This is a genomic window from Thermospira aquatica, assembly GCF_023525255.1.
Classification (GTDB): domain Bacteria; phylum Spirochaetota; class Brevinematia; order Brevinematales; family Thermospiraceae; genus Thermospira; species Thermospira aquatica.
In genome coordinates this window covers 1921429-1936295 of sequence record NZ_CP073355.1, presented here as the reverse complement: position 1 = coordinate 1936295, position 14867 = coordinate 1921429, and the positions used below count along the sequence as shown (strand labels likewise).

16 protein-coding genes and 2 pseudogenes are annotated in these 14867 nt (G+C 41.9%); 11 read left to right on the top strand and 7 right to left on the bottom strand.

Annotated elements, in window-relative coordinates; genetic code table 11:
• Window positions 1-6: 6 nt before the first annotated feature.
• Together KDW03_RS09390 and KDW03_RS09385 are read right to left on the bottom strand one after the other, a co-directional pair.
• Window positions 7-921: a hypothetical protein gene (locus KDW03_RS09390; protein ID WP_271434822.1), complete on the bottom strand. Its 915-nt coding sequence runs from the start codon at window positions 919-921 to the stop codon at window positions 7-9.
• A 68-nt stretch (window positions 922-989) separates the two neighbouring features.
• On the bottom strand, window positions 990-2087 hold the full coding sequence (locus tag KDW03_RS09385) for a hypothetical protein (RefSeq protein WP_271434821.1): 1098 nt from the start codon (window positions 2085-2087) through the stop codon (window positions 990-992).
• A gap of 180 nt (window positions 2088-2267) precedes the next feature.
• On the opposite strand from KDW03_RS09385, the gene KDW03_RS09380 reads away from it, so the two are divergent.
• Window positions 2268-2744, top strand: coding sequence for a hypothetical protein (locus KDW03_RS09380; protein WP_271434820.1), 477 nt, complete (start codon window positions 2268-2270; stop codon window positions 2742-2744).
• Here KDW03_RS09380 and KDW03_RS12560 read toward each other — a convergent pair.
• Window positions 2745-3841, bottom strand: a pseudogene (locus KDW03_RS12560) (IS256 family transposase); the annotation flags it as partial.
• 61 nt (window positions 3842-3902) lie between these two features.
• On the opposite strand from KDW03_RS12560, the gene KDW03_RS09365 reads away from it, so the two are divergent.
• Window positions 3903-4202, top strand: a complete 300-nt coding sequence (locus KDW03_RS09365; protein ID WP_271434818.1) for a hypothetical protein — start codon at window positions 3903-3905, stop codon at window positions 4200-4202.
• Window positions 4203-4434: 232 nt separating this feature from the next.
• On the top strand, window positions 4435-4746 hold the full coding sequence (locus KDW03_RS09360) for a hypothetical protein (RefSeq protein ID WP_271434672.1): 312 nt from the start codon (window positions 4435-4437) through the stop codon (window positions 4744-4746).
• A gap of 105 nt (window positions 4747-4851) precedes the next feature.
• On the opposite strand, the gene prmC is transcribed toward KDW03_RS09360, so the two are convergent.
• From prmC to KDW03_RS09345, 3 genes are all read right to left on the bottom strand, one after another.
• Window positions 4852-5691, bottom strand: a complete 840-nt coding sequence (gene prmC, locus KDW03_RS09355) for a peptide chain release factor N(5)-glutamine methyltransferase (protein WP_271434817.1) — start codon at window positions 5689-5691, stop codon at window positions 4852-4854.
• Complete coding sequence (prfA, locus tag KDW03_RS09350) at window positions 5691-6752, bottom strand: peptide chain release factor 1 (RefSeq protein WP_271434816.1); 1062 nt, start codon at window positions 6750-6752, stop codon at window positions 5691-5693. Before prfA ends, prmC begins: the two co-directional genes overlap by 1 nt.
• Window positions 6753-6844: 92 nt before the next feature.
• Window positions 6845-7714 carry a hypothetical protein gene (locus tag KDW03_RS09345; RefSeq protein ID WP_271434815.1) on the bottom strand — a complete coding sequence of 290 codons (870 nt, stop codon included), beginning with the start codon at window positions 7712-7714 and terminating at the stop codon, window positions 6845-6847.
• A gap of 181 nt (window positions 7715-7895) precedes the next feature.
• Between KDW03_RS09345 and KDW03_RS09340 the strand changes: the two genes are divergently transcribed.
• From KDW03_RS09340 to KDW03_RS09310, 7 genes are all read left to right on the top strand, one after another.
• Window positions 7896-8603: a hypothetical protein gene (locus tag KDW03_RS09340; RefSeq protein WP_271434814.1), complete on the top strand. Its 708-nt coding sequence runs from the start codon at window positions 7896-7898 to the stop codon at window positions 8601-8603.
• Between the two features lie 201 nt (window positions 8604-8804).
• A complete protein-coding gene (locus tag KDW03_RS09335) occupies window positions 8805-9005 on the top strand; it encodes a hypothetical protein (RefSeq protein WP_271434813.1) in 201 nt (66 codons plus the stop codon).
• Between the two features lie 109 nt (window positions 9006-9114).
• Window positions 9115-9468, top strand: coding sequence for a hypothetical protein (locus KDW03_RS09330; RefSeq protein WP_271434812.1), 354 nt, complete (start codon window positions 9115-9117; stop codon window positions 9466-9468).
• A 126-nt stretch (window positions 9469-9594) separates the two neighbouring features.
• Complete coding sequence (locus KDW03_RS09325; protein WP_271434811.1) at window positions 9595-9834, top strand: hypothetical protein; 240 nt, start codon at window positions 9595-9597, stop codon at window positions 9832-9834.
• 17 nt (window positions 9835-9851) lie between these two features.
• Window positions 9852-10244, top strand: a complete 393-nt coding sequence (locus tag KDW03_RS09320) for a transposase (RefSeq protein WP_271434810.1) — start codon at window positions 9852-9854, stop codon at window positions 10242-10244.
• 65 nt (window positions 10245-10309) lie between these two features.
• Window positions 10310-10990, top strand: a complete 681-nt coding sequence (locus KDW03_RS09315) for a hypothetical protein (protein ID WP_271434809.1) — start codon at window positions 10310-10312, stop codon at window positions 10988-10990.
• Window positions 10968-11183 (top strand): hypothetical protein, encoded by a 216-nt coding sequence (locus KDW03_RS09310; protein ID WP_271434808.1) that lies wholly within the window; start codon window positions 10968-10970, stop codon window positions 11181-11183. The genes KDW03_RS09315 and KDW03_RS09310 overlap by 23 nt, the downstream gene beginning before the upstream one ends.
• A 205-nt stretch (window positions 11184-11388) precedes the next feature.
• Here the strand turns inward: KDW03_RS09310 and KDW03_RS12555 are convergent.
• Window positions 11389-12499: pseudogene (locus KDW03_RS12555) on the bottom strand (IS256 family transposase); the annotation flags it as partial.
• A gap of 219 nt (window positions 12500-12718) precedes the next feature.
• On the opposite strand from KDW03_RS12555, the gene KDW03_RS09295 reads away from it, so the two are divergent.
• Window positions 12719-14866, top strand: coding sequence for a lytic transglycosylase domain-containing protein (locus KDW03_RS09295; protein ID WP_271434806.1), 2148 nt, complete (start codon window positions 12719-12721; stop codon window positions 14864-14866).
• Window position 14867: the final 1 nt, after the last annotated feature.

The following is a 14867-nucleotide window of genomic DNA, read 5'->3' as shown; positions in this document are numbered from 1 at the left end:
TTTTCCTTAAAAATCAACTCTGGTACCAATATATATTTTGCCTTCCGTTGAAGCCTGCATCCCCAGAGCAACCTCCTCTCCAGGAAGAAAGTACATCAGGCTTCCTTCGATATTCCAACCAACATCCCGCCACCAGATCTGTCTACATCCCAGTTGCACCTGTCCCAGGCGAATGGCTTCTTCCATTCGCACCCCAAGACGGTCCTCTTTTTGAAGATAGTGCCCCTCAGTTAAAAAGAAAAACGTCATCCCGGAAATCTTTAGCGCGGTAGAAAGACTGGACTGAACTTTTCCATGATAATCATTGAGATGATAGGTTTCAGGCTCTCCATTGTAAATGATCAGGGTGTTTCGCCACTGAAACCAGGGAAGAAAAACATGCGCCGTCACCCCCATAGGAATAAGGTGCCTATAGTCTCCCTGGGAGTAGGAAAGATAAAAGTTTTTATTTTTCCATCCCAGGCGTATGCCGGCAGCATTTACCGGCTCCTCAAGATACGAAGAAGAGGCATCAAATTCCCCGGGATTTTCCCGTCGTACGCCAAAAGGCAAAAGCAAAAATGACTGCTGATTCCACCTAGGAACAGCTGCCCCTCGATAACTCACAAACCATCCCCATTTCTCTATTTCTACCCCATAATCATAGAGGGAGAGATTGGCAAGAAAGTAGCCATAATTCGTCTCTGGAATATGGGTGTCCGCATACCCACGAACAGTAACCCACCACTGCCATGGTCCTCTCTTCTGTTCTCCCTTAACATACGCATACCGAAGATGAAACGTATTCGTATGAGCCCCATAGGTAAAAAGCCCTGAACTATGCCAGACTATCTCCTGAGCATTGGTAGACGAGACAATCTCATGAATCGTATCCACCGGCAAAAGCTCCGGAAAAAAAATCATCGCGAAAAGTCCAAGCATAAAACCCTCTCCTTATAGAAATCATTTCTTTCTTTCCAGGGTAGTGGAAAACATATTCTGAAAAATGTTCACTTTTCTCCCCAACTTGCAAAGACATACCGCAGTTCCGCCCGAACAAGCTGGTCATACCGGATCATCTTCCAATCATACGGTTCTTTCGTATGAAGAAGAAAAACCCCGTTCACAAACCCTACCTGGAACACCACTCCCGGAGCTATAGGCTGTTCATATCGAACATTCATCCCACCGTAAAAAGGCACCCGGTAAAAAGGATCCCCCTCAATAGAAATAAACTGCTCTTTTTCACTTAGCCAGCTACTCGTTATAAACAGGTGAGGAATCAATTTCCAGTTCCCAAGAGAAAACTCCCAACGGGTATACAGAGCCTGTCCAAAAACATTGAGTTCCGGACGTTCATCTCTATCCGGCAAAAAATACGACACCAGGTAGTAGATACCACTTCTCTTTCCAATCTGCGGAAACTCCCACCCCACAGACCCAACATAGTTTTCCGTAATTCCTACAACATGCTCTTGCTCGTGTCCGCCATTATGCCAGTAGTGAAACGCGGCATAGATTGGCACTCCCCCTATCCCCTCCTGAATCAGCCCAACATCAAACCTTTCCCGGTGATTCGTCGTATCCGCAAGCTGCCAATTCATATAGAGTTCTCCCTTTGTCCATCTATCCATCCAGCGAAGCTGAGCTCCATACTCATAAAACCCATGGGAAAACCTTCCCTTTGGGAAAACCTCATAATCAATCGGCACCTGAGAAAGCGAAATCAAACGTATCCTGGGAACAAATTCTGTAAGGGGATCAAGCATAGGTTCAAGAAACTGATGATCCTTTTCCAGGGATCCGAGATACAACCAGAGAAACGGTGTCAGTGTCAGGCGAGTCTGACATCGAAAAAACACATCTGAAAGGGGGTACTCCTGTTGAAAAGGTACCACCACTCCAACCCCAAACGTAAACCTCACTCGCTCGTGAGGTTCAACAGAAACATACGGTTCAAAGATATTCTCAAAGTAGGTAAGTGTCGTTCGAGTTTCCTCCCAACCTGTGCCATTTTCTCCATTGTAAGCATAAACCTGATTGTAAAGACCAATCTCACCTCTTGCAAAGAGACCCAAAGGCAAGAAAAAAAACCACCAGAAACGCATGATACACTCCTGTTTTCTTTCCTAAACATTGTAACGAAGGAGAACAAAAATTGCCATTTTACGAATTGCTTCATAATAAAAGTACTCGAAAAGGGAACGTTGCTTCAAAATAAAAAAGTACTTTAAATTTGTGTAAAATAATCCAGTTCAAAGAACTGGAGGTAAAAGGTGGAGTTAGCGATGTTTGAAAAAAGACCTATTGACAGGGAAACGGCGAAAGAGTATCAAAAAGCCAGCAAAAAGGAAAAAATGGAGATACTGGATTATTTTGTGAGGATAACAGGCCTAAAAAATCGAAACTATGCCGCCAGGCTCTTGAGGCAGCACGGAAAAACCATATATGTAGGCAAAAAAAATTACCTTAAAGCCGACATAGCCAAGAAGGGCAAAAGACCTGGCAGAAAGAAAAAATTCGGCGAAGAGGAACTAAAAATGCTAAAAAAGGTCTGGGAAATTGAAAACTACATGTGTGGCAAACGCTTAAAGCCGATTCTCAATGAAGTTTTAGATAATCTCTTAGCAAACGGACATCTCCACGGTTCTCCACAGGCTATAGAAAACTTGCGCCATATAAGTGCCTCAAGTATTGACCGACTTTTGAAGCATGAGCGTAAAAAGCTTGAGATAAAAGCATTGTGTCAAGAAAATTGTGTCTAGTCATAGGATAACCTCGCTGTGAATATTTTCTTTGGTGTATGAGTGTTGCTCACGATAGAGTTGAAAGTAATACTCCCAATTTTTTAACTTTCTTTTTAAGAACTTCTCATTTTGGTATCTTAATAACAGGTAAAGATATTTCTCAGCTGAAGCCTCGCTTTGACACATTTCCATTGTTTTTAATCTCCTTTTAAGTTCTTTAAAGAGTCTTTCCAGGGCATTGTTTGTATACACCATGCTTCGTATTCCTTCAGGTAATTCCATGTAAGTGAATATATTCTCTCTTATTGTCAAGAGGTTATTCATTAAGTTGGGATAGATATTTTTCCATTTTTTGTAAATTTCATAAACAATTGTTCTGCCTCCTGTTTGTCTTTGGCATGAAATACCTCTTTTATTTCAGTGGCAATGATATTTCTGTGTTGAACTCTCACTTTAGCCAGTATGTTTCTCATGACATGGACTACACAGGGCTGATACTTTTTGGGGATATATCTCTGTTATGACGTTTTTCATACCACTTAAGCCATCAGAGACAATAAAATGAATCTGTTTGACACCTCTTTCTCTTATATCTGCAAAATTTCCCGCCAGTTATAAGCACTTTCCATACCTCCTGGCAGGTAGTATCCTAAAATCTCCCGTCTTCCCTCAGGTGTAATGCCTATAGCTACATATATTGATTCATTTTCTACCCTATCTCTCTTGATAGGAAACACCATAGCATCCAGAAATACCACGGCATATTCTTCCATGAGAGGGCGACTACGCCACTTCTGAATCTCTTCTATGCCTACCTGGCTTATCCTTGAGATGTTAGCATAAGAAATCTTTATTTCATAAAGCTCTTTTAAAACTTCTGCTATCTTCCTTGTTGACATTCCTGATATCAACATAGCCCTGATTAATGCATCTAAGTCTTCTGTGATGCGTTTGCGATAGGGAAGAAGGGCACTTTTAAATCCATTATCCCTTGTTCTTGGAACACGTATGGCTGTAAGCTCGCCAAAAGCTGTCTTTAAATCCCTTTCGTAAAAGCCATTGCCTTTTGTGGGAGGATTGTTTTCCAGGTAAATCTCTTTTCTCTTTAACATACTCTAATACTTCCTTGACAATTGGTTGGAATAGCTCTAAAATATTCTTCGTATCTGGCCTCCTGTGATAGTTTTATTTATATTATCACAGGAGGTTATCTTTTTCCTACCAGACACAATTAAGTATACACTGCCGATAAAAGGACGAAAAGGTACAAAGCCTGGAACGTTGTTAAAGCAACAAATAGCTATACGCACGTGGGCAGAGTGGGATGAAAATTGCCCTGGTTTTATGGAGATTGATCTGGTTGCCCATGAGGGAGGAAATAGTTGGGGAGATTTTGCTCAAACATTAAATATGGTGGATGTTTGGAGCGGTTGGACAGAACTTGTGGCAATCAAAACAAAGCTTCAAAATGGGTAAGAGAAGCCATAGAAAAGTCCAAAGAAGACTTTTGATTTACGGGGAATTGATTCTGATACCGTTGAATTTATTAATCATCCTCTACGCGATTGGTGTGAGAAGCACCAGATAAAATTTACAAGGGGAGAAGCTCCTGTTCCAATGATAACTGCTACGTTGAGCAGAAAACTATTCCATAGTCCGCCAGAATGTTGGATACTTCCGCTACGATACCGAGGAAGAAGTCTACTGCTTGAACCGACTCTATGCGTATCTCAGGCTTTATGCCAACTTTTTTCAACCGGTTATGAAAATGACAGAGAAAAAGAGAATCGGAAGCAAGGTGCAAAAGAAGCATGATGATATTAAAACTCCCTACCAGCGGCTTTTAGAAAGCTCTTATGTAAGTGAGGCACAAAAGGAACGCCTAACAAGGCTTTATAAGGCTCTCGATTTGTTTCACCTAAGACAAAAAATTACGGCTTGCCAGAGAAAACTTTTCAGCCTTCAAAAGAAAAAGAATGTAAAAAACAAAAATTTGGAGGAAACTGTATGGAATTTTTGAGTACTTTTTTTTATGAGGCAATGATTCGAATTTCGAGTACTTTTTTATTTGACGCAACGGGTTTTATTTTTTAACGTGTAAACTCCTTCCTTAAAAAAACATGCTTCAAGCCGGCTTTTCCCGAGAGGCTATGATCACCCTTGGCATATTTTGATAGTCATATTTTAACTGCCAATGAAGTCCCAAAGAGGTAAAGATTTTCCCCACATCCTCCCATTTATGATCTACTTCTACAACCACACAACCATCAGGAGTGAGATGCTCACAAGCATAATGAGCGAGCGCTTTGTAAAAACCAAGTCCCCCTTCAGGTGCAAAAAGAGCTCTTGTAGGCTCATACTCCCGCACTGCCCTATCAACAAGATGGGCTTCTTCCATGCTTATATAGGGAGGGTTAGAAACAATCAGATCATACCGCCCTTTTGGAGGACGACGAAGAAAATCACAATGAAATACACGAATATGAGAAACCCCCAGTTGGCGTGCATTTTTTCGAGCAAGGGAAACCGCCCGCACACTCACATCACACGCATCAACCCGAGCTTGAGGAAAAAGAAAAGCAAGCGAAATTGCTAAAACCCCCGTCCCTGTTCCCACATCAAGAATAGCAGAAAAGGTCCGCTGCATTTCCTCCACGGCATAGAGAATATGCTCCGTGTCCGGCCTTGGTACAAGTACCCCGGGTAGGACCATAAAACGCCTTCCATAAAAATCGGCATACCTCACCAGATAAGCCAGAGGAACATGCCTTGCTCGTTTCCTTACCAGGGAAAAAAAACGAAATTTCTGAAAAAAAGACAGTCTTGTATCCCAGTGAAAAAAAATCTCCTTTGTCTCTATCCCGAGAATATACGCCAAAAGATACCTGGCAGAAAAATCAGGATCCCTCACCTCTTCTTTTTGCAAATATGAAAAAGCCTGTCGATACGCCTCTCGAGCAACCATTATACCTCAAGACTTTTAAGAAGCTCTTCCTGTTCGCTGAGAATCAGCTGGTTAATAAGTTCATCACAATCCCCCTCCATAATCTGATCCAGCTTGTAAAGCGTGAGATTAATGCGATGATCAGTTACCCGGTTTTGGGGATAATTGTAGGTGCGAATCTTTTCGGAACGATCACCACTACGAATAGCACTTCGTCGAAGAGAGGTTTGATCCTCGAGCTGTTTCTGGATCTGAAGATCAAGGAGTTTGGTACGTAGCATGCGCATAGCTGCTGCACGGTTCTGAAGCTGTGACCTTTCCTCCTGACAGGCTACCACAATACCCGTCGGTATGTGGGTGATACGCACGGCAGACTCCGTCTTGTTCACATACTGCCCGCCTGCCCCGCCTGCCCGAAAGGTATCAATCTTGAGATCCTCAGGACGAATCTCCACATCAACCTCATCTGCCTCAGGCATGACAACCACCGAAGCCGAGGAGGTATGAAGACGACCACTAGCCTCTGTGGCCGGGACACGCTGGACACGATGGACACCTGACTCAAATTTGAGATGGCCATAGACATCCTTTCCTTTCACGGAAAAAATGATCTCTTTATAGCCACCGAGTTCATTTTCATTAAAATCTAAAACCTCTATTTTCCAGCGTTTTCGTTCCCCATAGCGACTGTACATACGAAAAAGATCCGCCGCAAAAAGAGCCGCCTCATCCCCACCGGTACCAGCCCGGATCTCCATGATGATATTTTTACTCTGCATCTTATCTTTTGGCAAAAGAAGGAGAAGAATCTCTTTTTCCAGTTTCTCCTTCTCCTCTTCAAGCAGAGGAAGTTCTTCCTTGGCAAGCTGCTTCAAATCATCATCATGAGACTCGAGAATCTCGCGGTTATCTGCTATCTGTTTCTCCAGAGCCATAATCCTGTTATAAACATCAACAAAAGGCTCAAGTTCTGCCCTGTCTTTGGCAATCTTAATATATTCCTGAGAACCAGGAGATAAAATGGCAAGTTTTTGTCCCATCTCCTCGTATTTTCTCATCAATTCAAGAGCTTTTGGATGCATAGTCTCTCCTTATCACAGTCAAATATTATAACACAAAAAAAACAATCACGCAAACTGTCAACATCACCGCCGGGCCAAACAAAACGATGTGGTTAAGAAGATATCTTTTTAACAAAAAAGATAAGATAAAATCTCTTGAGAAGAAGCCATCCTACGAAAAGAACCAGAACGAAAAAAAGGAGAGGCATAAGAAACTTCTTTTTTACCAAAAGCAAAATTAACCACAAAATAAGAAGTAAACCAGCGAGAAAAAAAGCCTTATCCTCCCACGTCACTAAAATTTTTTTTTTGAAGGTTAAGACCAGACTCTTGACCTCATTTGGTTTAAGTCGCTCTTTCTTACACTTCGATTTATAAGTAAAACGATAATATACTTCACTGCCCTTTTCCTCTGTTTCTACCAAAAACTGCAAACCTTTAGGAGAGATGGTTACACTCCCGGTGACAGGTTCCCACGCCAGAGGTCTCTCTTTCTCTACCAGAGAAGTCAAAACATCTCCAAGATGCGTTACAGTCACATCCTCGAATCCAATCTTCAAGACAGAAAGCGTATAAAAACCTAGAAATAAGGGAAGAAACGACCGATGAAATACAAGCCGTATTTCATCCGTATGTCGGATCTCAATCGCAAGATCGGCATTATGCGTATCTGGTATACCTGTAAAACTTTCTTCAAAAGCATACAAACTCAAAGAAGAAAGACTATCATTCAAAACAAAACCAAGAGATTCATAAGGAAAATAAAAAACACCGGGAGCCAACTCTTTATACACAAGATTTTCTTCATAACGCCAGGCCTCTCGAGGAACAAGGGTATTTCCTCCCTCATAATCAGTTATAAAGTAATGCTTGAGATAAGGATGATGCAAAGTATACTTCAGCACATCCCATAAAGCCAGATGAACTCCCTTGTAGGAACATTCAACCCGTTCATTTTCTAAATAACGAAGAGCAATTCGCATTCTCAAAACTCCTTTATAGTATACATAGTATTATAGTGAAAAAGAGACAACCTGTCAAGTAGACGAATTGCTTCATAATAAAAGTACTCGAAAAGGGAACGTTGCTTCAAAATAAAAAAAATAAAAAGTATTTAAAGAATAATCCAGTTCAAAGAACTGGAGGTAAAAGGTGGAGTTAGCGATGTTTGAAAGGAGACCTATTTACAGGGAAACGGCAAAACAATATCAAAAAGCCAGCAAAAAGGAAAAAATGGAGATACTGGATTATTTTGTGAGGATAACAGGTTTAAAAAACCGAAACTATGCCGCCAGGCTCTTGAGGCAGCACGGAAAAACCATATATGTAGGCAAAAAAAATTACCTTAAAGCCGATATAGCCAAAAAGGGCAAAAGACCTGGCAGAAAGAAAAAATTCGGCGAAGAGGAACTAAAACTTCTAAAAAAGGTCTGGGAAATTGAAAACTACATGTGTGGCAAACGTTTAAAGCCAATTTTAAATGAAGTTTTAGATAATCTCTTAGCAAACGGGCATTTCCAGGGTTTTCAACAGGCCATAGAGAACTTGCGCCATATAAGTGCTTCAAGTATTGACCGACTTTTGAAACATGAGCGTAAAAAGCTTGAGATAAAAGGACGAAAAGGTACAAAGCCTGGAACGCTATTAAAGCAACAAATAGCTATACGCACGTGGGCAGAGTGGGATGAAAATTGCCCTGGTTTTATGGAGATTGATCTGGTTGCCCATGAGGGAGGAAATAGCCGGGGAGATTTTGCTCAAACATTAAATATGGTGGATGTTTGGAGCGGTTGGACAGAACTTGTGGCAATCAAAAACAAAGCTTCAAAATGGGTAAGAGAAGCCATAGAAAAGTCCAAAGAAGACTTTTGAGTTACGGGGAATTGATTCTGATACCGCGCTGAATTTATTAATCATCCTCTGCGTGATTGGTGTGAGAAGCACCAGATAAAATTTACAAGGGGGAGAAGCTCCCGTTCCAATGATAACTGCTACGTTGAGCAGAAAAACTATTCCATAGTCCGCCAGAATGTTGGATACTTCCGCTACGATACCGAGGAAGAAGTCTACTACTTGAACCGACTCTATGCGTATCTCAGGCTTTATGCCAACTTTTTTCAACCGGTTATGAAAATGACAGAGAAAAAGAGAATCGGAAGCAAGGTGCAAAAGAAGCATGATGATATTAAAACTCCCTACCAGCGGCTTTTAGAAAGCTCTTATCCCAACTTGCAACATTTTACCCCAAAAATCCTCCAATTTGGGTTATCTTAAGCTCCTAACCCCTTGATTTTTATGAATATCGTTTCTGGAAATTAGTATGTAGTCCCTAAATAATAGTTTCTACTTGACATTACTGCCACTCCTATGCTATACTCTACTCATGTTCGTTAAACCTATATCCATACCTAACAGAAAGACTGGTAAACGGTATACCTACTACCGCCTCTGTGAGAGTTATCGCCTCGGTAATACTGTAAGACATAGAAATATTCTCAACCTTGGTAAGCTCGAAGAACTTCCTGATAGATCAGACCATAAAGTTCTTGCTGACAGGATTGAACAGATTGTTTACAAGAGGCCTTCCCTTTTTGTTTCACAGATACCCCAAAAGATAGAAAACCTTGCTCAGCATTATGCCAGTATTATCATACAGAAGGGGTTACTGGATATACCAAAGGAATCCCTTGTAAGCACAGAGGCAGCAGATGAGGGTCTCATGACTATCAGGAGGTAGATGTAACAGTCTTGAGCATAATGATGCTCGTGAGGTTGGTGCTGAGTGGTTATGCAGGCAGGCACTTGAGGAGTTAGGGTTATCGAGATATCTGGGTGAATTGGGGTGTGAGAGAGATGGATTAAGATGGCGATGATATACATAACTGCCCGTGCGGTATTTCCTGCTTCTGAGCACAAGACAGAGGAATGGCTGAAGGAAAACAGTGGGTTAAGTGAACTTTATGGGGTAGAGCTCAAGTGTAAGCAGGCACCATCTTTACAAAGTGAGCCGAAAGCTTTATCAAGCCAAAGAGGAGATAGATCGATGGATGGCCAGACGCACTGGGGAGTTATTTACACCGCAAGACAAGATAATACTCTATGATCTAACGAATCTCTATTTTGAGGGGAGAAGAGGATAGTGAGAAGGCGAGGTTTGGTCGGAGCAAAGAGAGGCGTAATGATGCAAAGCTTATGGCATTGGGATTGGTGACAGACACGATGGGTTTCATCCGATACAGCCATATCTATGAAGGAAACATCAGGGACAGTAAGACTTTGAAGAAGACTATTAAAGACATGGAGGAGCGATATCCTTCGGAGGGTCACTGTCCTGTGATAGTAATAGATGCAGGGATAGCCACTGAGGAGAATCTCAGGATGTTACGGGAGCAAAAGAGGGACTATGTATGTTTGTATTGGTTGAAGATGAAAGACCGTCATATAGCTGAGATAGAGGAGAAGGGCAGAAGGCTTACAGACAGGAGAGGCAATGAGATTTTGCCCAATGGGTAGAAGTTGAAGGATATGAAGACAGGTTTTGTATATAAAGAAAGGGGAAGGCGCTCAAAGAGCAGAGCATGGAAGAGGAACTCTCAAAGAGGTATGAAGAGGGGCTGGAGTCTATCAAGGGGATAGAGAGGAAGGGAGGGATAAAGAGGATAGAGAAGGTATATGAGAGGCTTGGGAGGTTAAAGAGAGATACCCTCGGTGAACCGTCTGTACGAGGTGAAGATAAAGGAGAAGGATGGGATAGGACGGAGATTAAGTGGAAGAGGGTGGAAGGAGTGAAGGTGCCTGGGGCATACTTTATCCGCACCACCCTCAAGGGGGAAGATGAAGAGACGATATGGAAGATATACAACACATTGAGGGAGATAGAGGGAACATTCAGGGTATTGAAGAGTGATCTGAAGATGAGACCAGTGTTTCATCAAAAAGACATCTATTCAGAGGCACACATCTATGGGAGTATCCTTGCGTATATGGTTGTAAACACCATAAGGCAAAAGCTCAAGGCGAAGGGGATAAGAGATGATTGGAGTAATATAGTCAGGAGGATGAACACGCAGAAGCTTATTACCAGTGAGATGAAGACGAGGACAGGGAGGACGATTTACATAAAGAAATGCAGTAAACCCATCGTTCGTGTAAGGGAGATATATCATGCCCTGAACTATAAGGAATGTCCCTTCTTTCAGAAAAAATCCGTGTTACCTAAAAGGGAGAATCGAAAAAATGAAAGCCTTGATACATCTTAGTTTTAGAGCATTAGGTTGCAAGTTGGGTTATGTAAGTGAGGCACAAAAGGAACGCCTAACAAGGCTTTATAAGGCTCTCGATTTGTTTCACCTAAGACAAAAAATTACGGCTTGCCAGAGAAAACTTTTCAGCCTTCAAAAGAAAAAGAATGTAAAAAACAAAAATTTGGAGGAAACTGTATGGAATTTTTGAGTACTTTTTTTTATGAGGCAATGATTCGAATTTCGAGTACTTTTTTATTTGACGCAACGGGGTAGAAAAACAAACAGCTTCTCTCACTGATCATTCAAGAATTTTCCAAACTAAAAATACAAAAAACGAAAAATACTTTCCCCCTTTATTGAAGTCTTTATTTATGAAACAATAAACTCCATTGTGTCAAGAAAATTGTGTCTAGTCATAGGATAACCTCGCTGTGAATATTTTCTTTGGTGTATGAGTGTTGCTCACGATAGAGTTGAAAGTAATACTCCCAATTTTTTAACTTTCTTTTTAAGAACTTCTCATTTTGGTATCTTAATAACAGGTAAAGATATTTCTCAGCTGAAGCCTCGCTTTGACACATTTCCATTGTTTTTAATCTCCTTTTAAGTTCTTTAAAGAGTCTTTCCAGGGCATTGTTTGTATACACCTTGCTTCGTATTCCTTCAGGTAATTCCATGTAAGTGAATATATTCTCTCTTATTGTCAAGAGGTTATTCATTAAGTTGGGATAGATATTTTTCCATTTTTGTGTAAATTTCATAAACAATTGTTCTGCCTCCTGTTTGTCTTTGGCATGAAATACCTCTTTTATTTCAGTGGCAATGATATTTCTGTGTTGAACTCTCACTTTAGCCAGTATGTTTCTCATGACATGGACTACACAGGGCTGATACTTTGCGTGGGGATATATCTCTGTTATGACGTTTTCATACCACTTAAGCCATCAGAGACAATAAAATGAATCTGTTTGACACCTCTTTCTCTTATATCTAGCAAAATTTCCCGCCAGTTATAAGCACTTTCCATGCCTCCTGGCAGTATCCTAAAATCTCCCGTCTTCCCTCAGGTGTAATGCCTATAGCTACATATATTGATTCATTTTCTACCCTGTCTCTCTTGATAGGAAACACCATAGCATCCAGAAATACCACGGCATATTCTTCCATGAGAGGGCGACTACGCCACTTCTGAATCTCTTCTATGCCTACCTGGCTTATCCTTGAGATGTTAGCATAAGAAATCTTTATTTCATAAAGCTCTTTTAAAACTTCTGCTATCTTCCTTGTTGACATTCCTGATATCAACATAGCCCTGATTAATGCATCTAAGTCTTCTGTGATGCGTTTGCGATAGGGAAGAAGGGCACTTTTAAATCCATTATCCCTTGTTCTTGGAACACGTATGGCTGTAAGCTCGCCAAAAGCTGTCTTTAAATCCCTTTCGTAAAAGCCATTGCCTTTTGTGGGAGGATTGTTTTCCAGGTAAATCTCTCTTTCCTCTTTTAACATACTCTCTAATACTTCCTTGACAATTGGTTTGAATAGCTCTAAAATATTCTTCGTCTCAATCATATCTGGCCTCCTGTGATAGTTTTATTTATATTATCACAGGAGGTTATCTTTTTCCTACCAGACACAATTAAGTATACACTGCCATAAACTCCCCTCTTTTTTTGTAAATTTGCTTTTTTCGCTCTTTTCTCCTATACTTTACGGTCATAAAATCAATACTTAGGAGCAAACATGATTATTTTTTTTCTTTTAGCAATGACAACTGCCCCATTAAAAACCCCGTCTGATCCTGCTGCCCTTTACCAGAGAGGATCCTATCGCCAGGTACTTTCTCTCCTGGAACAATCCACCAATCTCTCCTTTGAAGACCAGTACCGCCTCGCCCAGTCCCGTCTCATGATAGAGGGAAGTCTTGGCGCCTGGCAAGAAGCCTTGCTTCTCTCAGTCCCTCAGGAAAACCCCTTTCACCAGTTTCTCTTTGCATTTTTTATCCAAAAGCTTTTTGAAAAACCTTTACCCCCTCATAGCGAAGATATTCTCCCCACCCTCACAAACTGGCTCAGCCGGGCACATACCAATCCCTATCTTTCCACCAATCATATGGAGATGCTTTTCTGGAACATCTGGAAAATCTCCAATGACTTCATGCCACCGAGAGAACTCCCCTTTCTTGTAACCCAATACACCCTCTGGCAACGCTTTCTCTCAGAAGAGCCCTCTACCATCCCTCTCATTCTCACTCAGGCAACACTTCTTACCGTCTGCTGGCAGGAGTTTACAAATCAACTCGTTCATTTTTCCACTCTGCCAGAGGCAAGCTGGGAGCGTTTATGGAAAAGGCTCGCCCAATTACCCGAGGCTATCGTGGAAGAATTGGCAAGAAAGTACATTCCTTCTCTACCTCCCTCCCGTCAATGGAAAGCAAGGGTAGAATACGCTCTCGTCAAAAAAAAACCTTCTCAAGCAATTGAGGAAATAGAAAAAGCTCTCCAGAACAACCTCCTTGGTACCATCGAGGATTTTCAGAAAGCCATTACGTGGGCGAACCAGCTTCGTGCCTACTCCCTCACAGAAAAACTCGCCCACCAGGGGATCGTACGTTTTGGTTCTGTTTTCCACTGGGAATACACGCGTAGTCTCATCCGACAGAACAAAACAGAAACCCTTTTACAGTGGTACGAGGTAAATGAAAAAAACATCCTCAACAAGGATGTGGCACTCGCCGTTTTTGGTATCCTGCTTGAGAAAAAAGACCCCAGACTACCAAGCTGGTTAGAAAGAAGAGAAAAAGCCACCCCACACCCTACTTTTTCTCTCACCAGGGCACTTCTCTTTCTCGAACACCATCAACCACAAGAGGCGTATCCTCTGCTTTTAGGTATTCTCTCCGATGCTCCTTACAGTTATGAGTGGTGTGTTGCCAATTTTTATGCCTCACCCCTTCACGCGCAGTATCCTTCTGAGTTTACTAACTGGTTTACCCATACGACAAACACTCTCCCTTCTCTTCCTCTTCACAAGCGACTTCTCACGACGTTAGCTCTGTACGACATTACAGGACAACTGGTATTTCCTGGTCGTTTTTCCAATGACTTAAAACAATTCCAGGAAAGTGTACTTACCTCGCATTTTTCACTTACTCCCTCACAAAAACAACTCTATGAGGAGTTACTTGCCCTTACGAATAGTCTCTGGACAAACTATCCCCGAGAATTAGCGGCTTATCTCGACAAAAAATTGGAAACCCCGGAGAACCGCTACCGTTTTTCCTGGTATGGGCATGCCCTCTATGAAAAAGCCGACGCGAGAGGAATAGCCCTTGCCCGCTTAGATTACTATTTTCGACGATATGTGGGACGTGAAAGTATTCTTCTTATGCCGGAAAACTGGCAAAAAACCCTCTACCCTCTGGATCCTCTGAAAGATATCCTCCCTGTCATTTCAAACACCAATCTTGCTTTGTGGGTACTTTCAGCCTACCGTCAGGAGAGCCACTTTCGTAAGGATGTGATCTCTTCTGCTGGAGCTTACGGGTATGCCCAGCTGATGCCGGCAACAGCGAGCCAACTTGCCAGAAATCTTGGCATCCCGGGCGCAAGCCCCTATGATTACGATGATAACGTATTCTTAGGAAATAACTTCTACCTTTATCTCTTTAGACGCTACGGCTGGATCCCGTATGCGCTGGCAGCTTACAACGCAGGAGAAGGGGCTGTGAACACGTGGAAAAAACGTTACCCCTTTCGTTCTCCCCTCTGGATAGAAATGATCCCCTATCAGGAAACCCGAAACTATGTAAAAATCATCTGGCAAAAGACCTTTTTCTACCGCCGCATTTACCAACAGGAGTTTGCTTCTCTTCCTTTCACGCTCGACTGAA